General features: G+C 58.6%; 23 protein-coding genes and 1 tRNA gene. 18 read left to right on the top strand and 6 right to left on the bottom strand.

Annotated elements, in window-relative coordinates; translation table 11 throughout:
* The first annotated feature begins 101 nt into the window (after positions 1–101).
* Complete coding sequence (locus HNR38_RS16780; protein ID WP_183706487.1) at positions 102–2276, top strand: carboxy terminal-processing peptidase; 2175 nt, start codon at positions 102–104, stop codon at positions 2274–2276.
* Positions 2277–2313: 37 nt separating this feature from the next.
* On the opposite strand, the gene mtnA is transcribed toward HNR38_RS16780, so the two are convergent.
* Positions 2314–3384, bottom strand: a complete 1071-nt coding sequence (gene mtnA, locus HNR38_RS16775; protein ID WP_183706485.1) for an S-methyl-5-thioribose-1-phosphate isomerase — start codon at positions 3382–3384, stop codon at positions 2314–2316.
* 209 nt (positions 3385–3593) lie between these two features.
* Here mtnA and HNR38_RS16770 point away from each other — a divergent pair, with 209 nt between their 5' ends.
* The 8 genes from HNR38_RS16770 (at position 3594) to rdgC (ending at position 9422) form a co-directional block, all read left to right on the top strand.
* A complete protein-coding gene (locus HNR38_RS16770; RefSeq protein ID WP_183706483.1) occupies positions 3594–4922 on the top strand; it encodes a TRZ/ATZ family hydrolase in 1329 nt (442 codons plus the stop codon).
* Positions 4923–4942: 20 nt separating this feature from the next.
* Entirely contained in the window at positions 4943–5659 is a 717-nt protein-coding gene (gene ubiG / locus HNR38_RS16765; RefSeq protein WP_183706481.1) for a bifunctional 2-polyprenyl-6-hydroxyphenol methylase/3-demethylubiquinol 3-O-methyltransferase UbiG, read from the top strand.
* Positions 5649–6311 carry a phosphoglycolate phosphatase gene (gene gph / locus HNR38_RS16760; protein WP_343068349.1) on the top strand — a complete coding sequence of 221 codons (663 nt, stop codon included), beginning with the start codon at positions 5649–5651 and terminating at the stop codon, positions 6309–6311. Before ubiG ends, gph begins: the two co-directional genes overlap by 11 nt.
* Before the next feature lie 61 nt (positions 6312–6372).
* On the top strand, positions 6373–7134 hold the full coding sequence (locus tag HNR38_RS16755) for a YciK family oxidoreductase (protein ID WP_183706477.1): 762 nt from the start codon (positions 6373–6375) through the stop codon (positions 7132–7134).
* Positions 7134–7367, top strand: a complete 234-nt coding sequence (locus HNR38_RS16750) for a glutaredoxin family protein (RefSeq protein WP_183706475.1) — start codon at positions 7134–7136, stop codon at positions 7365–7367. Before HNR38_RS16755 ends, HNR38_RS16750 begins: the two co-directional genes overlap by 1 nt.
* A gap of 12 nt (positions 7368–7379) precedes the next feature.
* The gene (gene yaaA, locus HNR38_RS16745; protein ID WP_183706473.1) at positions 7380–8150 is read left to right on the top strand and encodes a peroxide stress protein YaaA; all 771 of its coding nucleotides are present in this window, start codon (positions 7380–7382) and stop codon (positions 8148–8150) included.
* 46 nt (positions 8151–8196) lie between these two features.
* Positions 8197–8397: a DUF2788 domain-containing protein gene (locus HNR38_RS16740; RefSeq protein ID WP_183706471.1), complete on the top strand. Its 201-nt coding sequence runs from the start codon at positions 8197–8199 to the stop codon at positions 8395–8397.
* Between the two features lie 95 nt (positions 8398–8492).
* Positions 8493–9422, top strand: a complete 930-nt coding sequence (gene rdgC / locus HNR38_RS16735) for a recombination-associated protein RdgC (RefSeq protein ID WP_183706469.1) — start codon at positions 8493–8495, stop codon at positions 9420–9422.
* A gap of 16 nt (positions 9423–9438) precedes the next feature.
* Here rdgC and HNR38_RS16730 read toward each other — a convergent pair whose 3' ends face one another.
* Positions 9439–12189, bottom strand: a complete 2751-nt coding sequence (locus HNR38_RS16730; RefSeq protein ID WP_183706467.1) for a bifunctional acetate--CoA ligase family protein/GNAT family N-acetyltransferase — start codon at positions 12187–12189, stop codon at positions 9439–9441.
* A gap of 203 nt (positions 12190–12392) precedes the next feature.
* On the opposite strand from HNR38_RS16730, the gene HNR38_RS16725 reads away from it, so the two are divergent.
* Complete coding sequence (locus HNR38_RS16725) at positions 12393–13319, top strand: histone deacetylase family protein (RefSeq protein WP_183706465.1); 927 nt, start codon at positions 12393–12395, stop codon at positions 13317–13319.
* Positions 13320–13346: 27 nt separating this feature from the next.
* Here HNR38_RS16725 and HNR38_RS16720 read toward each other — a convergent pair whose 3' ends face one another.
* Entirely contained in the window at positions 13347–14273 is a 927-nt protein-coding gene (locus HNR38_RS16720) for a flagellar protein MotY (protein ID WP_183706462.1), read from the bottom strand.
* A 142-nt stretch (positions 14274–14415) separates the two neighbouring features.
* Here HNR38_RS16720 and pyrC point away from each other — a divergent pair, with 142 nt between their 5' ends.
* The 4 genes from pyrC (at position 14416) to HNR38_RS16700 (ending at position 19446) form a co-directional block, all read left to right on the top strand.
* Positions 14416–15447, top strand: a complete 1032-nt coding sequence (gene pyrC, locus HNR38_RS16715; protein ID WP_183706460.1) for a dihydroorotase — start codon at positions 14416–14418, stop codon at positions 15445–15447.
* 38 nt (positions 15448–15485) lie between these two features.
* Complete coding sequence (rnt, locus tag HNR38_RS16710; protein WP_183706458.1) at positions 15486–16142, top strand: ribonuclease T; 657 nt, start codon at positions 15486–15488, stop codon at positions 16140–16142.
* 117 nt (positions 16143–16259) lie between these two features.
* Complete coding sequence (locus tag HNR38_RS16705; RefSeq protein WP_183706456.1) at positions 16260–16559, top strand: hypothetical protein; 300 nt, start codon at positions 16260–16262, stop codon at positions 16557–16559.
* A gap of 40 nt (positions 16560–16599) precedes the next feature.
* Entirely contained in the window at positions 16600–19446 is a 2847-nt protein-coding gene (locus HNR38_RS16700) for an insulinase family protein (protein WP_183706454.1), read from the top strand.
* A gap of 7 nt (positions 19447–19453) precedes the next feature.
* On the opposite strand, the gene HNR38_RS16695 is transcribed toward HNR38_RS16700, so the two are convergent.
* Together HNR38_RS16695 and HNR38_RS16690 are read right to left on the bottom strand one after the other, a co-directional pair.
* Entirely contained in the window at positions 19454–20062 is a 609-nt protein-coding gene (locus HNR38_RS16695; RefSeq protein WP_246362780.1) for a TIGR04282 family arsenosugar biosynthesis glycosyltransferase, read from the bottom strand.
* A 22-nt stretch (positions 20063–20084) separates the two neighbouring features.
* Complete coding sequence (locus HNR38_RS16690) at positions 20085–20801, bottom strand: TIGR04283 family arsenosugar biosynthesis glycosyltransferase (protein ID WP_183706451.1); 717 nt, start codon at positions 20799–20801, stop codon at positions 20085–20087.
* A 97-nt stretch (positions 20802–20898) separates the two neighbouring features.
* Between HNR38_RS16690 and HNR38_RS16685 the strand changes: the two genes are divergently transcribed.
* A tRNA-Arg gene (locus tag HNR38_RS16685) sits at positions 20899–20975 on the top strand.
* A gap of 194 nt (positions 20976–21169) precedes the next feature.
* Positions 21170–22384, top strand: coding sequence for a tyrosine-type recombinase/integrase (locus HNR38_RS16680; protein ID WP_183706449.1), 1215 nt, complete (start codon positions 21170–21172; stop codon positions 22382–22384).
* Between the two features lie 39 nt (positions 22385–22423).
* On the opposite strand, the gene HNR38_RS16675 is transcribed toward HNR38_RS16680, so the two are convergent.
* On the bottom strand, positions 22424–23275 hold the full coding sequence (locus HNR38_RS16675; protein ID WP_183706447.1) for a hypothetical protein: 852 nt from the start codon (positions 23273–23275) through the stop codon (positions 22424–22426).
* 350 nt (positions 23276–23625) lie between these two features.
* On the opposite strand from HNR38_RS16675, the gene HNR38_RS16670 reads away from it, so the two are divergent.
* Together HNR38_RS16670 and HNR38_RS16665 are read left to right on the top strand one after the other, a co-directional pair.
* Positions 23626–23814 carry an AlpA family transcriptional regulator gene (locus HNR38_RS16670; RefSeq protein ID WP_183706445.1) on the top strand — a complete coding sequence of 63 codons (189 nt, stop codon included), beginning with the start codon at positions 23626–23628 and terminating at the stop codon, positions 23812–23814.
* A 214-nt stretch (positions 23815–24028) separates the two neighbouring features.
* Complete coding sequence (locus tag HNR38_RS16665) at positions 24029–24667, top strand: inovirus Gp2 family protein (RefSeq protein WP_183706443.1); 639 nt, start codon at positions 24029–24031, stop codon at positions 24665–24667.
* Positions 24668–25005 lie beyond the last annotated feature (338 nt).

Raw genomic sequence — 25005 nt, 5'->3', positions numbered from 1 at the left:
TCTGTGGCAACCAATGTAGCGGTTGCCTACAATAAATTGACCAGTCACGGTTGCGACGCGGACGGTCAAGCCCGTCTTGCCAACACGCCAGGTATCTTTCTATGAGTATTGCGGAACACTTCGCGGGCCAAAGGCCCCTGTTTTCAGCCATTGGTAAGGCGGGGGCCTGCTCAGTACTGGCTCTGGCCCTGCTGCTTCCCGGCTTCCCCGGCCCACAAGCCAAGGTCGAGGTGCCGGATGAATACCAGCCGGTATCCCCGACCATTGACCAGGCAAGGGCCAATATACTGATTGCCCGGCAGTTGCAGTTCACCCACTTCCGGGACCTGGGCATCAGTGATGATCTTTCCGATGACGTGTTCCACTCCTACCTGGACTACCTGGACGGCCAGCGCATTTACCTGACCCAGGAAGACATTGATGCCATGGCAGACATCCGGGACATGCTTGGGCCGGCCTTGCGCACCGGACAGCTTCAACCCGGTTTCTATGTTTACAACCTGGTCCAGCAACGCATCATCGACCGCCTGGAGTTTGCCCTCGGTCTACTTGATCAGGGCATAGATAACCTGGACTTCAGCACCGACGAGGAAATCCTTCTCGATCGCACCGATGCCAGTTGGGAGGCTGACCAGGCTGCACTGGACACCCTGTGGCGCAAGCGGATCAAAAACGCAGTCCTGTCACAGCGGCTGAACGGCACCGAGGATAGCAGCATTGAAGAGAACCTGCGCCGTCGCTACGAAGGCCAACTCAAGCGGGCCTATCAGGCTCGCAGTGAGGATGCGTTCCAGGCCTACATGAATGCGTTTACCAGCATGTGGGACCCGCATACCTCCTATTTTTCCCCGCGCACCTCGGAAAACTTCAACATCAATATGAGCCTGTCTCTCGAAGGCATTGGTGCAGTACTGCAATCCGATAATGAATACACCAAGGTCGTTCGCCTGGTCCCGGGCGGCCCTGCCTCCAAACAGGGACAGCTGCAGCCAGCAGACCGCATTGTGTCAGTGGCCCAGGACGACGAGAAGCCGGTGAATGTGATCGGATGGCGCCTCGACGAGGTCGTCGACCTGATCCGTGGCCCCCAGGATTCCGTGGTCACCCTCGAGGTCATTCCCGCAAATGCCACTGACGAAACCGTCACCCGCACCATTGCCATCCAGCGTGACGAGGTCAAGCTTGAGGAACAGAGCGCCAGCAAAAGCGTCATTGAGCTGGAGCGCGGTGGCGAGCCCCGCCAAATCGGCGTGATCACCATTCCCACCTTTTACGCCGACTTCCAGGCCATGCAGGCTGGTGACCCCAACTACAAAAGCACCACCCGGGATGTTCGCAAACTGATCGAGGAACTGGAGAGTGACGGCATCGAGGGCATTGTCATCGACCTCCGCAATAACGGCGGCGGCGCTCTCCATGAAGCCAACGACCTGGTTGGACTGTTCATCGATCAGGGGCCGACCGTCCAGATCCGAAACGCCAAGAACGAAGTCCAGGTTCTTGAGGACGAAGACCCGACCGTAGCCTACGACGGCCCTCTGGTGGTTCTGGTCAACCGGATGAGTGCGTCAGCTTCGGAAATCTTCGCCGGCGCCATTCAGGACTACGGCCGTGGCCTGGTGGTGGGCTCGCAGACCTTCGGCAAGGGCACCGTCCAGGCCGTCCGGCCGCTCAATCACGGCCAGTTGAAGATCACCCAGTCCAAGTTCTACCGGGTTTCCGGCGGTTCCACCCAGCACAAGGGCGTGATTCCGGATATCGAAATTCCCTCGCGGATCGACAAGACCCGTATTGGTGAGGATGCACTGGATCACGCCCTGCCCTGGGATCAGATCGAGTCCGTCCCCCACACCCGCTACTTCGATTTCAGCGCGGTTATTCCGGAGTTGCGCGAGCGCCACAGCGAACGCTTTGACACCAACCCGGAATTCAAGCTGCTGCAGAAGGAGATTGAGTTCCTGAAGAAGCAGCGCCAGATGGACTACGTAAGCCTGAATCCGGAGAAGCGCCGCGAGCATTACGATCAGATCGAGAATACCCGCCTGGCCATCACCAACGCCCGCCGGGAACTTCGCGGTGATGAGCCCTTTGAATCACTGGACGAGCTGGAAGACTGGCAGGAACAGGAAGCGGCCAATCCGGACAGCACCGATGCCGAATCGGACTTTGTCATCCGCGAAGGCGGTCAGATCATGGCCGATCTGGTGGAACTGGATCGCCACATGGCCTCCATTGAACAGTCCAGCCGTCTGGCAGCACAGGCCGGCCCTCAGTGAGACCCATGGCCCGCTCCCAAGAGCGGGCCTGATCAGTCTACCCCTTGCAAGCCCCAAACAGTGACTGCATCCCCGTGATGTTCGGGTTTCTCACCGCGCCTTTCTCGGTGACAATGGCATCAATCAGATGGGCCGGAGTCATATCAAAGACCGGATTGAAAACCCGTACGCCGTCCGGAGAGACAGGCACACCCCGGATTTCACGCAACTCGATACCGTCCCGCTCTTCAATCGGAATCTCCTCACCGGAAGCCATGGCCATATCCACAGTGCTGGATGGCGCTACCACCATGAAGCCAACGCCATGGTGGCGCGCCAGGACCGCCAGACTGTAGGTGCCGATCTTGTTGGCGACATCTCCGTTTGCGGTAATGCGGTCCGCGCCCACCACAATCCAGTCCACCTGTCCCCGGGCCATCAGTGCGGCTGCCGCGCCGTCGGCATTCAGCATCACGGGAATACCATCCCGGGCCAGCTCCCAGGCCGTCAGACGACTCCCCTGCAGCCAGGGACGTGTTTCATCGGCATGCACGACTGTGAGCAGGCGCTCCTCGTGCAAACGACGAATCACCCCCAGTGCGGTGCCATAGCCACCTGTGGCGAGCGCGCCGGTGTTGCAGTGGGTCAGAACGGTTAACGGCCGCTCGGGGTTCATAACATCCAGAGCATGACCGGCCATCGCCAGATTGGCGGCAAGATCCTCTTCGTGGATGGCCTGCGCCTCGGCGGCCAACCGTCGGGTGGCTTCGTCCAGAGCATCGCAGTCGCGGAAAACCCCGTCCATCCGCTCAAGCGCCCAGAACAGATTGACCGCCGTCGGCCGGGAAGCGGCCAGTTCCCGAATTGCCTGCTCCACCTCGGACTTCCAGTCGCCAGCGCCGGCATGGCGCGCGGCCAGCGCCACACCGTAGGCCGCAGTTATGCCAATAGCCGGAGCACCGCGCACCACCATGTCGGTGATGCACTGGGCCACCGCCGACGCCCCATCGGCAGTAATCCAGTGTTCCTCGCCCGGTAACAGGCGCTGGTCCAGCAACTCCAGTCGATCGCCGTGCCAGCGCATGGGAACGGTGCCGATGGATCCCTTGGCGTGGTTGCGGTGAACCATAGAAAACTCCCGGTCGAAAAATGGAAAGCAAGTATAGCGTTATCGAATCACAAACTCCGCCGGGGTTTTAAGGGGGCAACACCGAATCCCGGGGTAGTTATGCCCCAAGTGGCTGGTTATACTTCCCGCCGGAGAGCCCTGCGGATACAGACAAAAGGCTTTCTGTCATTTCAGGCGCCACTCGCAGCGCCACGACCCGAGGCAAGTGCATGACGGCAGACACCATCAACGCAGCCGATACCCGGATCAACGCCCGCTGGGTAATTCCGATGGAGCCCTTCGGTACCGTACTGGAGCATCAGGCGGTCATCCTGCACGGCAGCCGGATCGCCGCCGTGATGCCCCAGGCAGAAGCCGACCGCACGTACCGCACCAAGGAAACCATTGATCTCGGGCAGCATGTGGTTCTGCCCGGCCTAATCAATCTGCACGGCCATACCGCCATGTCACTGTTCCGGGGGCTGGCGGATGACCTGCCACTGATGACCTGGCTGAACGATCACATCTGGCCGGCGGAGGGGCGTTTTGTCAGCGAGTCCTTCGTGGCCGACGGCAGCAAGCTGGCCATGGCGGAAATGCTCCGGACCGGCACCACCACGTTTTCGGACATGTATTTCTTTCCCGAAGTCACCGCTCAGGTTGCCCACGACACGGGAATGCGTGCCCAGATCTGTTTCCCGCTGATGGACATGCCCACAGCCTGGGGCTCCGGTCCTGAGGAATACCTCCGCAAGGGGGCCGACCTGATCGAGCAATGGCAGGGCGACGACTACATCATCCCGGCCATCGGCCCCCATGCCCCCTATACCGTGTCAGACCAGCCGCTGACCGCCGCTCTGGAACTGTCCCGTGAAACCGGCGCAGCCCTGCAGATTCACCTGCATGAAACCGCCTTCGAAGTGCAGGAATCGCTCAAAGCCACGGGCAAGCGGCCCGTCACGCGGCTCGCGGAGCTTGGCCTGCTGGGTGCCAATACCCAGTGCGTGCACATGACCCAGATTGACGATTCCGACCTGCACCAGCTTTCCGGCTCTGGAGCCCACATCGTGCATTGCCCGGAATCCAATCTTAAGCTGGCCAGCGGGCTTTGCCCGGTTCAGACCCTGAAGGATCAGGGCCTCAACATCACCATCGGCACCGACGGTGCTGCCAGTAACAACGATCTCGATCTGTTCGGCGAGCTCAAAACCGCCGCCATGATTGGCAAGGTTATAGCCGACGATGCCGCTGCCCTGTCGGCCCACCAGGCCCTCGCCATGGCCACGCTGAACGGTGCCCGCGCGCTGGGCATGGAGCACGAACTGGGATCGCTGGTGCCCGGCAAGCTGGCAGACTTGATTGCCGTCGACCTGAGTGATCCATTCCTCCAGCCGGTGTATGATCCTGCCTCCCACCTCGTTTACAGCAATCATGGCCGGGCGGTGACCCACAGCTGGATTCATGGCATTCCCCAGCTTCAGGATGGCCGCCTGACCCGCATCGACATGCCGGACCTGATGTTGCGGGTCAGCGAGTGGCGCAACCAGATTCTCAGTTAACCTTTACAGGTAGCAGACCCATGACCAACCAGAACGTAGACCGTGAAGAGATTGCCAAGTTCGAGGCGCTGGCCAGCCGCTGGTGGGATCCGACCAGCGAGTTCAAGCCATTGCACGATATCAACCCGCTGCGTCTGAACTTCATCGACGAACGGGTTGCCCTGGCCGGAAAGCGTGTGTTGGACGTTGGCTGCGGCGGCGGCCTCCTGTCCGAGGGTATGGCCCTGCGGGGCGCTCACGTTACCGCAATCGACATGGGCGAAGCGCCACTGTCCGTGGCCAGACTGCATAGTATGGAATCCGGCGTTGAAGTAGACTACCGGCAGGTCACCGTCGAAGATCTGGCACGGGACCCGGACCACGCCGGCCAGTACGACGTGGTCACCTGCCTTGAGATGCTTGAGCACGTACCCGACCCGGCCTCCATCATCAAAGCCTGCGCCGCCCTGCTTAAGCCCGGCGGCCACCTGTTTGTATCCACCATCAACCGCAACCCCAAGTCATTCCTGTTCGCCATTGTCGGCGCGGAATACCTGCTCAAGATCCTGCCCAAGGGCACGCATGAGTGGAAGAAGTTCATTCGGCCGTCTGAAATGTCAGATCACCTGCGACGGGCCGGCCTGGAAATCTGCGAACTGACCGGCATGACCTACAACCCGGTCACCAAGTCGTACAAGCTCGGCCGTGATGTTGACGTCAATTACCTGATGCATGCCCGGGACAGCCGTGAAGACTGATGCCCGCCCCTCAGCAGTACTGTTTGATCTCGACGGCACGCTGATTGATACGGCACCGGATTTCATCCGGTGTCTGAACCTGCTACGTGAGCAGTCCGGCCTTCCTGCCCTGCCGCCTGAAACCATCCGGCGTTCGGTCTCCAACGGCGCCCGGGCCATGGTTCGGATCGGTTTCGGCCTGGAACCGGACGACGATGACTACCTGCAACACCATACGGCGTTTCTTGACCTGTACGAACAGAACATCGCGGTGGAAACCCGACTGTTCGAGGGCATGCCGGCACTGCTGGAGACCCTCGAAGCGCGCGCCATCCCCTGGGGCATTGTCACCAACAAGCCGGCACGTTTTGCAACGCCTCTGATGGAAGCCCTCGGCCTGGCCGAACGCTGCAGTGCCCTGGTCTGCCCGGATCACGTAGCCGAGCGCAAGCCACACCCGGAATCCCTTTTGCTGGCCAGCCGTCAGATCGGCGCTGACCCGGCCAAAGCCGTTTACGTAGGCGACCATGAGCGCGATATTCAGGCGGGCAGGAACGCCGGCATGCGTACCATCGCGGTTCGCTACGGCTATATCGAGCAGCCGGAGACCATTGACCTGTGGCAAGCCGACCAGATTGCAGACACAGTCGCGGATCTGGCAAACCTGTTATAATACCGCGCCATTACCTCACCACCGGCCAACCGGCCGGCCATCCCGAATACGGAGACAGGTTATGCAAGATTACCGGGCCTACGAGGCACCCGCCGATCTTCTGAAAGACCGGATCATCATGGTGACCGGCGCCGGCAGTGGCATTGGCCGGGCCGCAGCAAAAGCCTACGCTGCCCACGGCGCCACGGTCATCCTGCTGGGTCGCACCGTTGCCCGCCTCGAAGAGGTCTATGACGAAATCGAGGCAGCCGGGCATCCCAAGCCGGCCATCGTACCGATGAACTTCGAAAGTGCGGCGGTCAAGGACTACGAAGAGTTGGCCATGACCATTGAAGAAAACTTCGGTCACCTTGATGGTCTGCTGCACAACGCCGGTATTCTCGGGTCACGCAGCCCGGTAGAACTGTATAACCCGGAAACCTGGGCCAAGGTAATGCACGTAAATTCCACGGCACCATTCCTGCTCAGCCGGGCCATGATTCCGCTGCTGCGCAAGTCCGACGACGCTTCCATGATTTTCACCTCCTCCGGCGTTGGCCGGCACGCCAAGGCCTACTGGGGCGCCTATGCCGTGTCGAAGTTCGCCGTGGAAGGACTCAGTCAGCTGCTGGCTGACGAGCTGGACGATGAGCGCAATGCCATCCGGGTCAACAGCCTGAATCCGGGCGCCACCCGCACGGCCATGCGCACCCTGGCCTACCCGGCCGAGGACCCGAAAAAGAACCCGGAACCCGAGGACCTGATGCCGGTCTACCTGTACCTGATGGGGCCGGACAGCAAGGCCATCCACGGCCAGCAGATCGACGCGCAACCCAAGACGTAATGGAACTGCTTTTTTATACCACCGCCCAGTGCCACCTGTGTGAACTGGCCGAGTCCCTGCTGGTAAACACACCGATGCCGGAACCGATTCCGGTGGATGTGGTCGATATAGCCCAGTCCGAAAAGCTGGTGGAACAATACGGCACACGCATTCCCGTGCTGCGACGTAACGACACCGGTGCGGAACTGGACTGGCCCTTTACCAGGGATCAGTTACTGACGTTTCTGCAATGAGGATCCGCTGACATGCTGATGATCATCTCCCCCGCCAAGACGCTGGATTATGAGAGCCCGCTGGCCACACAAAATCACACCCGGCCCGACTTTCTGGACGACGCCTGCGAGCTGATTGACCAGCTCAAGGAACTCGAACCGCACCAGGTCAGCAACCTGATGTCGATCAGCGACAAGCTGGGGCAACTGAACGCCGAACGCTTCCAGAACTGGCACACACCGTTCACTCTGGATAACGCCCGGCAGGCGGTGCTGGCTTTCAAGGGTGACGTCTACACCGGCCTGGACGCCGCATCGTTCAGTGAAGAGGATTTCGAGTTCGCCCAGAAGCATCTTCGTATCCTCTCGGGACTCTACGGCCTGCTCAAACCCCTGGACCTGATGCAACCGTACCGCCTGGAAATGGGCACCCGGTTTGAAAACCACCGTGGCAAGGATCTCTATGCCTTCTGGGGCAGCCGCCTGACAGAAGCATTGAACGGCCTGCTGGCCGATGACGATCAGGTACTCGTCAACCTGGCATCCAACGAGTACTTCAAGAGCGTACAAAAAAAGCAGCTGGATGCCCGGCTCATCACGCCCCAGTTCAAGGACTGGAAAAACGGCCAATACAAAATGATCAGCTTTTACGCTAAAAAGGCCCGCGGCTTGATGTGTCGTTACGCCATCCAGAACCGGATTACCGACGCCGAAGACCTCAAAGGGTTTGATCTCGAAGGCTATTACTTCAGCTCCGAGCATTCCGATAACAATAACTGGGTTTTCCTGCGCGACGAACAGTGAGCCGGCTCTGGCCAATTAACCAAAACTGTTAAACCGTGGAGCAGTAATGAACGAAGCAATTTTTGCCCAGATATCCCTGGCGGTCTTTCTGACCACGCTGATTGGATGGATGGGTTTCATCGTATGGGATCTGGCCAAGAAGTCCGGTGCCGGCAAATTTGGCACCTTTGCGCTTTTCACTGTACTGGGCGCCGGCGTCGTGGGTTTTATCATCAAGACCGTGCTGGTCGAGGTTATCCAGATCTGACGACACACCCGTCACTTTACGGCCGCTGCTGGCGGCCGTATCATCCCCTCCCCTTTTCACCTTCTCCGCTGAACTGACAACAAGGACGCCCATTCATGTGGTTCCGAAACGCCAGAGTTTTCCGTTTTACCAAACCCTTTGATATCTCGGCTGAAGCCCTGGAAGAGCAGTTGCAGGAAGATGCTTTCAAGCCGTGCGGACCGCAGGAAACCATGCGGCAGGGTTGGGTGCCACCGCTGGGCAAGCATGGTGAACAACTGGTGCACAGCGCCAACGGGTGCCACCTGATCGCCCTGCGCAAGGAAGAGAAAATTCTGCCCGGCCCCGTTGTTAAAGAAGCCGTCGAAGAACGGGCCGAGGCGATCGAGACGGATCAGGGCCGCAAGGTCCGCCGCAAGGAAAAGGACGAAATCAAGGAACAGGTGATGCTGGAAATGCTGCCTCAGGCCTTTTCCCGCAACCGCCGTTGCTATGCCTACCTGTCGCCGAAAGACGGACTGCTGGTGGTGGACGCAGGCTCCTCCAAACAGGCCGAGGATCTGGCCTCGACCCTGCGCAAGAGCCTGGGCTCGCTACCTGTGCGGCCACCCGCCGTGGAACAGTCGCCTGCGTTCACCTTCACTGGCTGGCTGAACGAAACCGTGGAGCACCCGACAACCATCGAACTGGGCAGTGAGTGCGAACTCAAAGACCCGTCGGAAGACGGTGGTGTGGTGCGTTGCAAGGGGCTGGACCTGAAGGCGGACGAAATCCGCAACCACCTGGATGCCGGCATGCAGGTTACCCGTCTGGCCCTGACTTGGGACGACAGCCTGTCGTTCGTCCTGGACGAAGAGCTGGGTATCCGGCGGCTGAAGTTCGGGGAAACGCTTCAGGACCAGCTGGATGAAGTGGACAAGGACGACGCCGTCGCCAAATTCGACGCGGCCTTCACCCTGATGACCCTGGAGCTGTCACGGATGATTCCGGGCCTGCTGGAGGCCCTGGGCGGCGAAGACCGCTCGGCGATTGTCGAGGAAGACTGATCCGGCCGTGGGGAGGCTAGATATGGCCTCCCCCCTTACCCAGGCGCTCACGCTGCCAGTCTTTTTCCGGCTCATTGAGCACCAGCCGCAGATCCATCACTTCTTCATCCGGGTTGTACTTGATGTCAAAACCCAGATGCTCCGCCAGTTGCAGCATCGGCCGGTTATCCGCCAGCACGTTCCCGACCATTTCCATGGTGCCCCGGGCACGGCAGTAATCGATCATCTTCTGCATCAGTTTGACGCCCAGCCCCTCGCCTTTCATCCGGTCATCCACCATCACGGCGAATTCGCAGCGGAGATTGTCGGCGTCGGTCCAGGTGCGTACCGTGCCCAGCGTCTCTTCACCCTCCCCGTCTTCCCGGGGCGCGTTGGCGATGAACACCATCTCCCGGTCATAGTCGATCTGCACCATCTGCGCCACGTCTTCGCGGGTGAAGTGTTTTCGGTACTGGAAGAAGCGGTACCGGATCGACTCCGGTGACTGGTATTCGTGGAATTTCCGATGGGCCGGCTCATCCTCCGCCAGCACGGGCCGGATAATCACCCGGCGGCCGGAACGGGGCAGCACGATCCACTCTTCCAACTCCCTCGGATAGGGCTGAATGATCGGTTTGCCCGGTCGGTCGTCCAGATCAATGGCCACGTTGACCGCCACCGCGCCCTGATCGTTGAACAGCAGCGGGGAAATTTCCAGGCCCCGGATTTCGGGGATATCGATGACAATCTGGGACAGAGTCACGAGCGTCTCGGACACCGCCCGGATATCCTCTTCCGGCCTCAGGCTGTGCTCCCGGAGCAGCTTGTACATGTAGGTCCGCCGCAGCAGTTCCCGGGCCAGCACCATGTTCAGGGGTGGCAGGGCAATCTGTCGGTCAGTCATGACATTGATCTGGGCGCCGGCGGCACCGCAGACCACCAGCGGGCCGTACACCTCGTCGCGGGTGATGCCGACGCTGAATTCAATACCGCCGACGTGCTGGTACGAGTGCTGCACCGAAAAGCCCAGGAAACCGCTGTCCGGGAAGTGCTCCTGATACTCATCCAGCAGATAGCGGCAACCGTCCATGATGGCCTGCTCACTGTTCAGCTTCTTGATGGTGCCCTTGTAACGTCGCTGGGTCGGGCTGAGGTCGAGGAAGGGGTAACAGGCTTTCTCGTGAATGACGGTGACATCAATGGGCCGGCGCTCAATCGCGAACACCTCAAGCACCTCTTCCATGTCATCGCAGTAGGCGGTTTCGATGGTGTTAATGCCGTAATCACGGACGACGCGGCGGGCCTCACGATTGGACAGGTGCATGCGCCCGTGATGCAGTGCTCTTGCCACCAGGGCACGGGTCTGCCCCCGGTCGGCAAAATGATCGGTAAAGGATTCCGGGGTTTCCGTCAGCAGTCGCTGGACCCTTTGGTGACGCACATGCTGCATGAATGCCATCACCGCCTTTTCCGGGCTGAAGAACGACGGCAGGCCCGCCCGATAGAACTCATCCCGGGAATCCATGACCGTGCTCTGGCCCAGCCAGCAGGTGAACACATTAAGCCGCGTGCCCCGCGCCGCCTGTACCACCGCATTGGCGATCTCCAGGCTGTTGCCGGTCAGCGTGGGGGAGTACATCACCAGCAGGTTTGCCACGTTGCTGTCCCGGGCAAGAATCTTGATTGCCCGGGCGTACACCTCCGGCGAGGCGTCGTAGTTCAGGTCGATGGGGTTTTTACGGGTCCAGTAGGGTGGCAGCAGCTCCGCCAGCTCATCAATGCTGTTCTGGGACAGCTCCGCCAATTCACCGCCCAGGTCTGCCAGGCGATCCACTGCCAGCACCCCGGGGCCAACACCGTTGGCCATGATGGCCAGGGCCTCACGGCGCAGCGGGCGCATCCGGGTCAGGGTTTCCAGAGCATCAAACATCTGGCCCAGACCGTCCACCCGGAGCACACCGGCTCTCTGCAGCATGGCATCGTAGATCGGGTCGCTGCGTTTGATGCCCGCCGGCAACTGGTGCGGAATCCACTCCGATTCCGGTACATGCCCGGATTTGACCGCGATCACCGGTTTGGTACGGGACGCCACCCGGACCGACGACATGAACCGGCGGGGGTTGGGGATGTTCTCCATGTGCAACAGGATCGCCCGGGTCTGGGTATCCTGGGCGAGATAATCGATCAGGTCATCATGGCCGATGTCCATGCCATCGCCCAGGGTCAGGAAATAGGAGAACCCCACCCCCCGGGCAAAAGCCCAGTCAATGACCGAACTGGCGATGGTACCGGACTGGCCAACAAAGGCCACACGGCCGGGAATCGCCCCCATGTGGGCATAGGTGGCGTTCAGGTGCCGGGCCGGAACCATCAGGCCGATCGTGTTGGGACCCAGCACCCGGATACCGGTTTCCCGGGCGGCATCGCGCACCGAATACATCAGTGGCTGGCCGGTTTTGCTGTGGGTACGGGACATACCGCCGGTCATGACGATGGCGGTACGAACATCGTAGTCGCCGAGGGTCCGCACCATTCGGGGTACGGTTTCCGGCGGCGTACAGATGATCGCCAGATCCGGGCTGAAATCGAGCAGTGACACCTTGGCCACACAGTCAACCCCGTGCACATTGTCATAGCCGCTCTGGTTCACAACCGCCAGTTTTCCCGGATAACCGCCACCAAGCAGGTTACGCAGCACCATACCACCAAGGTTGTCCGGGCGTTCCGACGCACCGATAACGACGATGGACTCGGGATTGAAGAGGCTTTCCAGATAGCGGGTACTCAAAGTGACACTCCCCGGTGTTCAGAGTCGGATGGTTCAAAAAGAAAGTCAGTAAATCAGGTTACTTACCATTGTATACCTTATCTTAGATGGGGATTCCCTGATGTAAATCGGCGATCACTCTATTAGACAAAAGAAATACGACACCCTTCGGTTATCCCTGATAACATGGAATAAAGAAAGATTCTCTGGTTTGGGCGGGACTCATGACAACGGCTTTTTTCTCCCACGATGACTTCATGAAACACAACATGGGGCCGGAACATCCGGAAAGCCCGGAGCGGTTGTCCACCATCCTTGCCTACCTCGCTGACACCCATCTGGAACAGGATCTGGACTGGGTTCGCCCGGATGAGATCACCCGCGATCAACTGCAAATGGTGCATCCGGAAGGTTACCTGAGCCAGCTTGACCAGATGGAACCGGCCCACGGCCGGGTGTTCACCGACCCTGACACCGCCATGATGCCACATACCCTCCACGCTGCGCGCCTTGCAGCGGGCGCCAACGTCCAGGCGGTGGACATGGTGATGAGCAGCCAGGTGACCAACGCGTTTGTCTGCGCCCGACCGCCGGGGCACCATGCCGAGCGCACCCGGTCCATGGGTTTCTGCTTCTACAATAACATTGCCCTGGCCGCCATGCGCGCACTGACTTTCCATCACCTTGAACGGGTAGCCATCGTCGACTTCGACGTGCACCAGGGCAACGGTACCGTCGACATCGTCAGCGGTGACGAACGCATCCTCATGTGCTCGAGTTTCCAGCATCCGCTGTTTCCCCATTCCCATGTGCATCGCCAGGCGGACAACATCGTCAATGTGCCGCTGGAAGCGGGCTGTGCATCAGCGGAATACCGCAAGGCGGTGGAAGCGGGCTGGCTGAAGAAGCTGCAGGATTTCCGGCCTCAGTTAATCCTCATTTCGGCCGGTTTTGACGGCCACCGGCTGGACCCGATGGCGGAGCTGAATCTGGAAACCGAGGATTATCGCTGGCTGACAGAGATGCTGACCAGCGTGGCCAATGACCACGCCAACGACCGTATCATCTCCACGCTGGAAGGCGGCTATCATCTCAGGGCCCTGGCCGAGAGCGTGACAGCGCATCTGGAAGTGCTGGATTCGGTGTACTGACCTTTGATGGCGCGGGGCCGCACCACCCTACCCTGAGGTATCGCTGCCCGGGCCGCTTGCCTGCTGAAACTCCGGACGCTCACCCTGGCGCTGCAGCCTGATGGTTGCGCGCCGGTTATCCGCTGGCCGACGGGACACGGGATACTGGTCTCCGTGGGCGCGCACGATCAGCAGATCGTCGCCGATGCCCCGGAACCGAAGGTATTCGGCTACCGCATTTGCCCGCTCCTCTGACAGCGCACGATTGTCGATCCGGCTGCCAATCCGGTCCGAGTGACCGTCCACGAATACCCGCTCGATGGTGGGATCCGCCAGTATGAAGCTGGCGATGTCGTCCAGTTTCTCCCTGTCGGCATCGGAAAGACTGGTGCTGCCACTGGCAAACGGAATCCGGGAACGGCGGATCTGGTCGTAATTGACCGGCAGCAAGCCCGTCAGGCACTCCCGGTAGCCGGCATAGGAGCCGGCGAAATTGATATTGGATACCTGAACCCTGACCGGTTGATTGTCATAACGGGAGGCCCTAGTCAGCGTCGGGCGCATGCCATCGAGCAGACCCTGAACCACCTGCATGGCCTGGCGGTTTTCCAGGCTGACCACCCGCTTGCCGCCATCGACGGACACAAGGCCCACAGGCTGTGGCGGAATGCCGGGACGCCAGGCAGGTGCCTCGACAATCAACCGACCACGCCCGGGGCGCATCACCGGTGTCTCGGATTCCAGGTAAAACGTCAGTTGTTCGCCGGCCCTATGGCGGAAAACCGCCCGCCCAAATCCCGGTACCTCATGCACCAGGGAACATTCAAACACCGACTCGGTGAGATACCATTGGCTGTTTTCGATACCGGCGCCATAGCTGGACGCCAGTGCAGGCACAGCCATCAGGGGCAGGACAATGCTCGCCCCCAGTGCCGTTACACGATGCGCCAGGGAACGACGGAAACTCTTGGCCATAGTCACGTTCCGACAGATACAAAGACAGATACCCAAGGTAACGGCAGCGCACGGGTATACTTGAGCCCTTCGGAGCAGAAACAATCCTTCCCCCCTTCTGATATAATCCGCAGGAAATTTTTGCCCTTGTGCGGATAACATCATGACCACAGAACTCACTATCACCCGTCCGGACGACTGGCACCTGCACGTCCGGGACGGAGCGGTACTGAACGATGTCGTGCCAGCGACGGCCGCCTGTTTTGGCCGGGCCATCATTATGCCCAACCTGGTACCGCCGGTGACCGATACCGAGGCGGCCATGGCCTATCGGGAACGCATCCTGAAGGCCGCCGGCGACACCCGGTTCGAGCCGCTGATGACGTTGTACCTCACCGAAAGCACGACACCGGAAACCATCCGTGAGGCCCGTCAGGCCGGTGTGGTGGCCGCCAAACTCTACCCCGCCGGCGCGACCACCAACTCGGCCTCCGGGGTCACCGACATCCGCAACATCTACCCGGTGCTCGAGGCCATGGCGGACTGCGGCATGCTGCTGCTGGTGCATGGCGAAGTGACCGACGCGGACATCGATATCTTTGATCGCGAGAAAGTGTTTCTGGACCGGGTGCTCAAGCCGACTCTGGCAGACTTCCCAGGGCTGAAAGTGGTGCTGGAGCATATTACCACCGCCGACTCTGCCGAGTTTGTGCGCGCCCACAGCGGCGACAACCTGGCCGCGACCCTGACCCCCCAACACCTGATGTACAACCGCAACCACATGCTGGTTGGTGGCATTCGCCCGCACCTGTATTGCCTGCCCATCCTGAAGCGTAACCGGCATCAGGAAGCGCTTCGGGAGGCCGTTGCCAGTGGCGATACCCGCTTTTTCCTGGGCACAGACAGCGCCCCCCACGCCCGGGATCGCAAAGAAGCGGCCTGTGGCTGCGCCGGCTGCTACTCGGCCTATGGCGCCATCGGCCTTTATGCCGAAGTCTTTGAAGAACTGGGCATCCTGGACAGGTTCGAGGCTTTTGCCAGCTTCAACGGCGCCGATTTCTACGGCCTGCCCAGAAACAGGGACACCATTACACTGGTCCGTGATGCCTGGACCATGCCGGAACAGCTGCCCCTCGCCGATGGCAACATCGTACCGTTGAAAGCCGGTGAAACCATCAACTGGCGCATGGCCTGATCCGCTACCCCATTCATACCGAGAGCACCGGAGTTCGAGTGTCTGAAGAAAACAAACAGCCCCATCCCATGTCCCTCCGCTTCCGCGGTTTTCTGCCGGTGGTGGTCGATGTAGAGACCGCCGGCTTCAACGCCGAGCGGGATGCCCTTCTGGAAATCGCTGCCGTCCTGGTGACCATGGATGACGACGGCTGGCTACGCCGGGGCGAAACCTTCGTGCAACAGATCGATCCGTTTGAAGGCGCCAATCTGGAACAGTCGGCACTGGATTTCACCGGCATCGACCCCTGGGCCCCGGAACGGGAAGCCGTGCCCGAAGGAATGGGCCTGAGCGAGATATTTTCGCCCATCCGCAAGGCCGTCAAAGCCCATGACTGCAAGCGGGCCGTGCTGGTTGGCCACAACGCTACCTTCGATCACAGCTTTGTGTTTGCCGCCGCCATGCGCGCCGACATCAAACGCAATCCGTTTCACCCGTTCTCAACGTTTGATACCGCCACCCTGGCGGGACTGGCCTATGGCCATACGGTTCTGGCCCAGGCCTGCAAGCTGGCGGGCATTCCGTTCAGCAACAAGGAAGCGCATGCCGCGTCCTATGATGCCGAGAAGACCGCCGATCTGTTCTGCGGCATTGTGAACCGGTGGAAAGAACTCGGCGGCTTCCCGCCTCCTGCGCCCGCAGACGAAACAGTCTGATGACAGGGGCGCCAAAGCCCCTGTCAATCATTAGCATATCTCAATGCCGACACGGGGAACTTCACAGGCCCCGAGGCATCTCAACACTGACCCAACGCCAAGGGATCCCGACAGTCCATGCAAAACGACAGCTCCAACACCGAACGCTACATAGCCATCGCCCGTGCGTGCCTGAAAGCCATCAATGACACAGCCAGTGCCCAGGGCTCCCGGGAGGAGAAAATCCAGGCGGTCTATCAGGCGATTGACGACGCGTTCCAGGCCGAGTTCTCGGAATACCGGCAGTCTGTTGCCGTGATGAGTACGGTTCTTGAGCGCATTGCTGCCGGCGACCTGAGCGCGGAGAAAGCCGCCAGCCTGGCCCGCCAGACGCTGGACCAGCAGCCGGATACCGCCAGCAATACCCAGATGCACTGAGTCCGTCCTGACGACCACCGACACTAATGGAAGAGGTTCAATGACCGCGGAACGAATCCCGATGCCGACCCGACACCTTGCCCACCTGCTGATGGCTACCCTGCTGACCCTGTTCGCCAGCAGCTTTGCCCAGGCGGCAGAACAACCGGTCAAGAGTCCCAATGACCCGAACAGCTACCGTTATCTGGAACTGGACAACGGCCTGAAGGTAATCCTCGTTTCCGATCCTCAGGCCGAAAAGGCCGCTGCCTCCCTGAATGTGGCCGTGGGCAGCGGGGACGACCCGGACGAGCGCGCCGGGCTGGCACACTTTCTGGAGCACATGCTGTTCCTGGGCACCGAGAAGTACCCGGAACCCGGCGAGTACCAGCAGTTCATCCGCAGTCATGGCGGCAGCCACAACGCCTTCACCGCCTTCCAGGACACCAACTATTTTTTTGATGTCGAGTCGGAGTTCCTCGAACCGGCCCTGGACCGGTTCGCCCAGCAGTTCTCCGCACCTCTTTTTACCGCGGAACTGGTTGACCGGGAACGCAACGCCGTTCACTCCGAGTACACCTCCAAGCTCAAGGAAGATGGCCGTCGCCTGCTGTCAGTTCGCAAGGCCGCCGGCAATCCTGACCACGCCTTCAGCCGTTTTGCCGTCGGCAACCTGACCACGCTGGAGAACACCGACGACAATCCGCTGCGGCCGGACCTGATCGAATTCTGGCAACAGCACTATTCCTCAAACATCATGTCGTTGGCCGTCTACGGCCCCCAGCCGCTCGACACCCTCGAGAACATGGTGACCGGCCGGTTCGGCGCCATCGAAAACCGTAACCTGGAACCGGCCCGGCACACCGAGCCCTTCTTCGTATCGGACAACCTGCCGGAAAAGGTCCTGGCGGAAACCTTAAAAGATACCCGCCACATGACGCTGGCGTTCCCCATTCCCTCACAGCAGGACAACTACCGCAGCAAACCGGCCTCTTATCTGGCCAGCATACTGGGCCATGAGGGGCCGGGCAGCCTGCTGGACGTGCTCAAACGCGAGGGTCTGGTAGAAGGCCTGTCCGCCGGGCTCGGCAGGGACACCGGCGAGCACGCCACGCTCGAGATCAGCATGTCGCTGACACGCGAAGGCATGGACCGCCAGGACGATATCCTGGCGCTGGCCTTTGAATACATCGACAGAATCCGCCAAAACGGCATCAGCGAACAGCGCTTCAAGGAAATGCAGCAACTGGCGCGCATGGACTTCCGGTTTCACGAACAGGGTGAGCCGGTCAACGAGGCCACCCGCCTGTCGCGCATGCTCCGGACCTATCCGCCAGAAGACGTGCTGCAGGCGCCCTGGCTGATGGAAACCTATGCCCCCGAGCAATACCGCAACATCCTGGCACGCCTTACTCCGGGTAACGTCAAGGTATGGGTATCCGGACCCGATCTGGACCTGAAAAACCCCAACCACACCGAGTGGTACCAGACACCCTGGCAGCGCCAGCCGCTGAAGCTGACCAGCAAGCCGGACGCAACTCTGGCCAGCCAACTCGCACTGCCTCCGGCCAATCCGTTTATCCCCGAAGACCTGAGTCTGGTCGCGGGCAACACCATGGAACAACCGGAACACCTGACCAGCGTGGACGGACTGGATGTCTGGTACGCCCGCGACACCCGCTTCGACACTCCCCGGGCCAATGTCTTTGTCAGTCTACGTACGCCGGCCACAGGCGAGTCCGCCCGGACAGATGTGCTGGCCAGCCTGCTGGTTGACGCCATAAACACCAACCTGAACGCCCAGGCCTATGCTGCCCGGGTTGCCGGCCTGAACTACCGCATCTACTCACACCTGCGGGGCATCACCATCCGGGTTGGCGGTTACAGCGACAAACTGCACACGCTGCTGGCCCGCATCCTGACAGAACTGGCCCGCCCGGGTATTACTGAACAGCGATTCCAGATTGCCCGCCAACGTCTGATCGACGGCCTGGAGAACCGGGAGCGGGAACGCCCGGTTTCCCAGACCTCACAGTTCGTCCAGACCGCACTTCTGGAGGGCACCTTCCCGGTCAAAGACCGGCTCGCGGCTGCCCGGGACGTAACCCGGGACGAGCTTGAAGCCTTTGCTCGCTCACTGCTGGACGAAACCGATCCGGTAATGCTTGCCCACGGCAACCTGACCGAGGCATCCGCCCTCAACCTGGCCAACCAGATCAATGCCCTGGTGCTGGGTAACGGTGAACGGACCCAGGTACCACGCTCGGCGGTGCGCCAGGTGCCCGAAGGACAAACCCTGGCCTCTCTGGCCGTGGACCACCCGGATACCGGCTATACGCTCTATCTCCAGGGGCAGGACCGATCCTACGATGAGCGGGCCAGGTTCCGCGTGCTGACCCAGATTCTGTCCAGCCCCTTCTACAAAGAAATTCGCACCAACCGGCAACTGGGCTATATCGTATACGCCACCAACTTCGAGATGCTGGAAACACCGGCAATCGGTCTGGTGGTCCAGTCTCCGAAGGCGGACGCCCAGGCCATTGATTCTGCGGTTTCCGAATTTACAGACAGCTTTGCCGGTGAACTGGCATCCCTGGACACACAACGGCTGGCCCGGGAGAAACAGGCGGTGATCAGCAGTCTCCTGGAGAAGGATCGTCAACTGGACGAGATTTCCGGGCGTTACTGGCGGGAGATCGACCGTTCAAACCGCGATTTCAACAGCCGCCAGAAGCTGGCAGAGGCAATCCGGGCGGTCACCCGGCAGGATCTGATCGAGACCTACCGGCGCACACTGGAAGAACGGCAGCGGGGCCTGATGGTCGTAACCGGACGGGATGAGGCCAATGCTGATGAAACCCTCCACAGCCTGCGCAGGCAACCAGCCGTCCCACAGAGCAAGGACTAGAGCCGCACTACTGACAGCCGGAGAGGCGGCGAAAACGCCGCCAGTCCTCCGGCTCGTCCACATCCCACCGTGAATCCAACCGGAACACCGACAATCCGGCGTCGGCCATGCGCTCAAGCGTCTGGCCGAATACCGCCGGGGTGCCCCAGTCCACATTGGCCAAAGCCTCGGGCCGAATATCCCGGGCGCCAATCAGGACGTAGCCACCATCTTCCGAGGGACCCAGAACAACATCGTATTCCGCCAGGGCTGCCACCGCAGAGCGCACGTATCCCGGGTCAACAGACGGGCAATCACTGCCCACAATCACCGCCCGATCGGCTGACTCCAGGCCGTGACGCAGGGCTTCGTACATACGCCTGCCCAGATCCCCCTCAGCCTGGAAGCACTGAGCAATACCCGCCGCCTCCAGGTTCAACAGCAACGGCCGGGCTTCTTCCGGCGCTTGCTCCAGAGGGCGATCCCACCAGAAACTGACGTCATAACCGGTAGCACAGAGGTTATCGAGCACCTCAAGACTCAGCTCAATATGGGCGGTCAGCGCCCCCTCGATTCCCAGCTCCGGAATCAGGCGGGTTTTCACCCGACCGGCCTCCGGCCATTTGGAAAACTGCATTAACAAAGCCGGACGGCGAGCCTCACTCGACACGGCGCACATCCCTCCGCCAGAGCGATGCCAGCGCCTCGGGGGACTCGCCTCGCCAGAAGCGCCAGCGCAACTGCCACATCAGCAGCATGGTCCGCCAGACACCGCCTTTTTCCCAACGCCGGCTGTCTGTTGTGACCGGGGAGGGAATACAACGGGGGCGACTGACCAGACACAGCCGGCGAGACAGCTCCACATCCTCCATTAAAGGCAGAGGGCGGTAGCCGCCCAGCGCCTCGAACACATCCCGACGCACGAAAATTCCCTGATCACCGGTGCAGATACCGGTCAGGCGGGACCGCAGGTTCATGAACCGGGCAATCACCCGGAACAGCCAGCGGTCGCCGCTGAGCCGCACATCAAACCGGCCCCAGGCGCAGTCCGCACCCGGCAACCCTTCCAGATGGGCCAGGCCGTCGGGCGGCAGTTGGGTGTCGGCATGCAGGAACAGTAACCAGTCACCCAGCGCCCGGCGGGCACCTTCGTTCATCTGCAGTGCCCTTCCGGGGCTGGATACCAGCACCTGATCACAGTAAGGACGGGCCAGCCCCACTGTTCCATCGTCACTACCACCATCCACGATAATGAGCTCATGCCCGGCCTGACGGAGGGACTGAAGTGACTGAAGGGTATCAACAATACCGGCCGCTTCGTTCCAGACCGGTATGATCACACTCAGAAAGGGGGAGGATGGGGATAGCTCGGACATCGTCACACAACAGGGTAACCAGTGTAGAAGCCAACGATACCCCCTGGCCCCTTGAGCCACAAGTCCCGGGCCGCTATCATAGCGCCTCTTCTGAAAAGCCCCCGTAGCTCATCTGGATAGAGCGATCCCCTCCTAAGGGATAGGTAGCAGGTTCGAGTCCTGCCGGGGGTACCAATTACCCTTCCACCAAGACCCACCAATCTCCACAACCTACCGTTTTTAAACAATTTTTACCTCACCCTTAGTCCATAAACATCTATTGAAATCCATGCTCAGCCACAACCTTTGGGGGTACATCTGGGGGTGCAAACTGAAATCCACCCCGTTATAGTAAGTTTTATACCCCCAACCGCTGCAGGATACCCCCAATGGCGACGGACAAGCTGACCGACAGACAGATCAAATCTGCCAGCTTCGAAAAGTATGGTAAGCGCACCAAGCTCTCTGACGGTGCAGGCATGTACCTGGATATCCAGCCGTCGGGCAAGTATTGGCGCATGAAGTACCGGTTCGGCGGTAAAGAAAAAACGTTGGCCCTGGGGGTATACCCGGACGTTCCACTGAAGCTCGCCCGGCAGAGGCGCTCTGAGGCACGAGCATTAATCGCTGACGGCGTAGACCCCAATGAGGTCAAAAAGCAGGAAAAAGCCGCTGAGCAGGAGAAAAGCGACACCTTCAAGGTTGTTGCGGAAGAATGGCTAAAGCTGAAAAAAGGAGAGCTCTCCGAAGGTACTTTGAGAGTAGCGCGCAGAAGACTGGAGACCTGGGCCTACCCCAAACTAGGCCACCTACCCATCGCAGACATCAAGCCTGCCAAGATTCTGGAAACGCTTCGCGAAATCGAGAACCAGGGTAAACACGAAACAGCGCACCGCATACGCCAGCGCATTGGTGAGATCTACAGGTACGCCGTCGCAGAAGGGCGAGCTGAAACAGATCCGACGTCCACACTGAAGGGCCTATTGAAGACGGTACCTACACAGCACAGAGCTGCTATAACCTCCGCAGACGAATTGGGGGCACTATTACGGGCCATCGACGCCTACAGTGGCCACGCATCAACCAGAGCGGCACTGAAGCTCGCTCCGATGCTGTTTCTGCGCCCCGGTGAACTCAGGAACGCTGAGTGGGCGGAGATAGACCTGGAATCGGGCACGTGGGTCGTGCCGGGCAAACGCATGAAAGGCACTCAGAAGGCAAAACGGGCCGGCTTAGTGCCAGATCACATTGTACCCCTACCCAAGCAAGCGGTTGCCGTTCTAAAGGAACTTCAGGCGATCACCGGCCACCAGCACCTGGTTTTCGAGTCTGTGAAATCGGGCCGCCCACTCTCAGACAACACCATCAACGTTGCCCTGCGGTCCATGGGCTTTGATGGCTCCACGATGGTCGGGCACGGCTTCCGAGCGACAGCTTCAACACTACTGCATGAGCAGGGATGGCCACCGGAAGTTATTGAGCTGCAGCTTGCGCACAAACAGCGCAACCAGGTTGCTGCAGCATATAACCGCTCTGCTCGCTTGAAAGAGCGGACGCAGATGATGCAAGCATGGGCAGATTATCTCACCGAGCTAAAGGCGTGACCGCATACTGGCAGACTCTTTATTTTGAACTAATGAATACTACAAATAACCATTTTCATCGGATAGCGCCTTACTCACGAGAGCATCTACGAGCTCTCCTTGAGTCTTATACCCATCCCGCCTCATCAGCTGTTTTATACCTTCCTTAGTTTCAGGGAGCAGCAGGACATTAACTTGATATCGCTCGCTCCTTTTCTTGTTGGTTTTTATACTCCATTTCCGCCTTAAATCCCTAATCAGCATCTCTTCCATCTTTGGATTGAGATTCGATTGATCCAACATACACTGAAACTTCAAGAGACTTTCATTTATTGACAAAGGGTTATTTACAGTTCCCGGAACCAGGCTCGGCAATCCAGCATTGATACCTTCATTAATGAGCCATGACACTTGCTCAGGGTTATTGCCATCCACCCAATTCAAAGGGCACTCCTTTAACATACGGAGATTCCAAAGAGAGGTTAGTTCTCGAATGATACGCAACTTATCGGAGCCAAGCCTGGAATCGAGATCCACCGCCAAACAAAAGCATGACCGATCATCCAAATAATACTTAAGGCTACCAAGCTCAAAACCGAAACCATTATCTACGGCAAGCTTATACATAAGAAAACTAATCAGCCTTTTGCCAGCGTTACCTATAATACTGTTTACTTCATTATTAACGACATGCTTCTGATAGCCATCAAAAACTCCATCAACATATGCGCTATCTCTAGCGTTAAGCGCCTTCGCACAAGATTCCGCCAATACCAAAGGATTTTTAAAAGACTCGGGATGACTGATCGCAAAGTCACGTCCAAGAACAGACCAAAGCCATATGAGATCCTGATCAGAAAAGGACTGAAATTTTTTGGGTAACATGTCTTGGCTTTTGTCATGAACTGCCATACAACACCTGCAATTTCAAAAGAAGAACGATAAAACACGCGGTCCAGTTTAGCACACTTCTCTTAGCTTTCTATTATGATTCTGCAAAATTTCTATGGTTTTTCTAGGTGATTTCTAGTTGGTTACTATTGCAACTCTATACTCAGACTATAATAAAGATGATTACAAAACAAACACTTACAAACCTAAAAATGGATAAAACCTAGGAACAAGCTTGGCATTGACACTAAGCCCGGCACGACTAAAGAGCCCAACAACCCTGAGCCATGTTGAACCCACCATCATGAGCATCGATAAATTTCTACTGGCCTCCCTGGATCTTCTGAGACGAACCGTTCAGGAGATCAGCCATGAGAATCCTCAGACTCAGAGACGTAATGGATAAGACAGGCCTTGCCCGCTCGACAGTTTACAAATACATCGAAGCAGGCACTTTCCCTAAGCCAATTGATTTAGGCGGCAGGTCTGTAGGCTGGGTAGACGAAGAAATAAATGATTGGATACTGGAGAAGATTAACCAGCGTGACCACTGTCAGTGAACAGGAGTTCTCTTTCAAATCTTACAAGATTTTTGCAGACCAAAACCCCGCTAATCCCACACACCCTCTACAGCTCAGGTTACAGCTTATAAATACTTTAAAGACGAAAATACATGTAGGTTTTAAATATTATTAACCAATAGCATCAATAAACATATACACATCCAATAGAGATAAGACCAACAACCAACGCCAAGATACGGAGACCATGACAATGACTCAGGCATACAACATGCCCCTCACTACAGAGGGCATGTTTAACACAAAGCCTCTCCTTCCAAAGCACGGCCCATACATAGAAAGTTATCTTAATCGGATAGAAGGCACCATCAATCAGGCGATCATCAACCACCCCCATTCAATTGCCATAAGAATAGATCTCAGACTCCCCTATTGGTACGACTGGCGTAACGAAGAAGGTCGTCCTTTATTCAACAGATTTATCGACTCTCTAAAAGCGAAGATCAAGGCCTATGGCAACTCACTGTCCCGCCAAGGTAAACGATTTCATCCAACCAATGTTGGCTTCATCTGGTGTAGAGAGTTCACCAACCCTAATTATCCCCACTATCACTGCATCCTGTTCTTCAACAAACAAACCTTTCGGGGACTGGGTGAATTAGGGGTCGGTAGTACCGGCTTGTATGGAATGATAAGCAGGGCCTGGTGCAGCGCATTGAGCTGCACCCAGGTTGAAGGTGACGGGCTCATTCACGTCCCACAGAACTACCTTTACCATCTTCGTCAGGGCGAACGGTACGATGACTTGTTCAAGCGCGCCAGCTATCTGGCGAAACACGACACCAAGGTGTGGGGATTAGCCAGCCACAATTTTGGGGCAAGCAGGCGATGATGCACCAGCAACTGAGTTAGCACCCTCAACCGCCTACCTCTCATCCGCTGGTTGATCATCCCTCCACTAGCGGGCAATATCACCCCACTCAAACGCAACATTCGCGACACCTTCCGACTCAATCTGTCGCACCTTTCGAATAGCGTTCCCAGAAACACAAACGGAAGTACCCATGGCCTTAACGCTCGAACAACTTGAACGCCATCTATTCAAAGCTGCTGACATTCTCCGGGGCAAGATGGATGTAGTGGTTCAATGATTCCGGACACCAACGTAGGTGGTAAGGTTGCCACCATAAACGAGGTGTCTGATGACCAGAAAACGACGTTCCTTTACTC

It is taken from the genome of Marinobacter oulmenensis (genome assembly GCF_014201735.1).
In the GTDB taxonomy this organism is placed as follows: Bacteria; Pseudomonadota; Gammaproteobacteria; order Pseudomonadales; family Oleiphilaceae; genus Marinobacter; species Marinobacter oulmenensis.
This window is presented reverse-complemented; position numbering and strand designations above follow the sequence as displayed.

Bases quoted from the DNA above. Each gene is read 5' to 3' on its own strand.
- HNR38_RS16780 (WP_183706487.1), top strand. From the start codon at position 102: ATGAGTATTGCGGAACACTTCGCGGGCCAAAGGCCCCTGTTTTCAGCC.
- mtnA (WP_183706485.1), bottom strand. From the start codon at position 3,384: ATGGTTCACCGCAACCACGCCAAGGGATCCATCGGCACCGTTCCCATG.
- HNR38_RS16770 (WP_183706483.1), top strand. From the start codon at position 3,594: ATGACGGCAGACACCATCAACGCAGCCGATACCCGGATCAACGCCCGC.
- ubiG (WP_183706481.1), top strand. From the start codon at position 4,943: ATGACCAACCAGAACGTAGACCGTGAAGAGATTGCCAAGTTCGAGGCG.
- HNR38_RS16755 (WP_183706477.1), top strand. From the start codon at position 6,373: ATGCAAGATTACCGGGCCTACGAGGCACCCGCCGATCTTCTGAAAGAC.
- HNR38_RS16750 (WP_183706475.1), top strand. From the start codon at position 7,134: ATGGAACTGCTTTTTTATACCACCGCCCAGTGCCACCTGTGTGAACTG.
- yaaA (WP_183706473.1), top strand. From the start codon at position 7,380: ATGCTGATGATCATCTCCCCCGCCAAGACGCTGGATTATGAGAGCCCG.
- HNR38_RS16740 (WP_183706471.1), top strand. From the start codon at position 8,197: ATGAACGAAGCAATTTTTGCCCAGATATCCCTGGCGGTCTTTCTGACC.
- rdgC (WP_183706469.1), top strand. From the start codon at position 8,493: ATGTGGTTCCGAAACGCCAGAGTTTTCCGTTTTACCAAACCCTTTGAT.
- HNR38_RS16725 (WP_183706465.1), top strand. From the start codon at position 12,393: ATGACAACGGCTTTTTTCTCCCACGATGACTTCATGAAACACAACATG.
- HNR38_RS16720 (WP_183706462.1), bottom strand. From the start codon at position 14,273: ATGGCCAAGAGTTTCCGTCGTTCCCTGGCGCATCGTGTAACGGCACTG.
- pyrC (WP_183706460.1), top strand. From the start codon at position 14,416: ATGACCACAGAACTCACTATCACCCGTCCGGACGACTGGCACCTGCAC.
- HNR38_RS16705 (WP_183706456.1), top strand. From the start codon at position 16,260: ATGCAAAACGACAGCTCCAACACCGAACGCTACATAGCCATCGCCCGT.
- HNR38_RS16700 (WP_183706454.1), top strand. From the start codon at position 16,600: ATGACCGCGGAACGAATCCCGATGCCGACCCGACACCTTGCCCACCTG.
- HNR38_RS16695 (WP_246362780.1), bottom strand. From the start codon at position 20,062: ATGCAGTTTTCCAAATGGCCGGAGGCCGGTCGGGTGAAAACCCGCCTG.
- HNR38_RS16690 (WP_183706451.1), bottom strand. From the start codon at position 20,801: ATGTCCGAGCTATCCCCATCCTCCCCCTTTCTGAGTGTGATCATACCG.
- HNR38_RS16680 (WP_183706449.1), top strand. From the start codon at position 21,170: ATGGCGACGGACAAGCTGACCGACAGACAGATCAAATCTGCCAGCTTC.
- HNR38_RS16675 (WP_183706447.1), bottom strand. From the start codon at position 23,275: ATGGCAGTTCATGACAAAAGCCAAGACATGTTACCCAAAAAATTTCAG.
- HNR38_RS16670 (WP_183706445.1), top strand. From the start codon at position 23,626: ATGAGAATCCTCAGACTCAGAGACGTAATGGATAAGACAGGCCTTGCC.
- HNR38_RS16665 (WP_183706443.1), top strand. From the start codon at position 24,029: ATGACTCAGGCATACAACATGCCCCTCACTACAGAGGGCATGTTTAAC.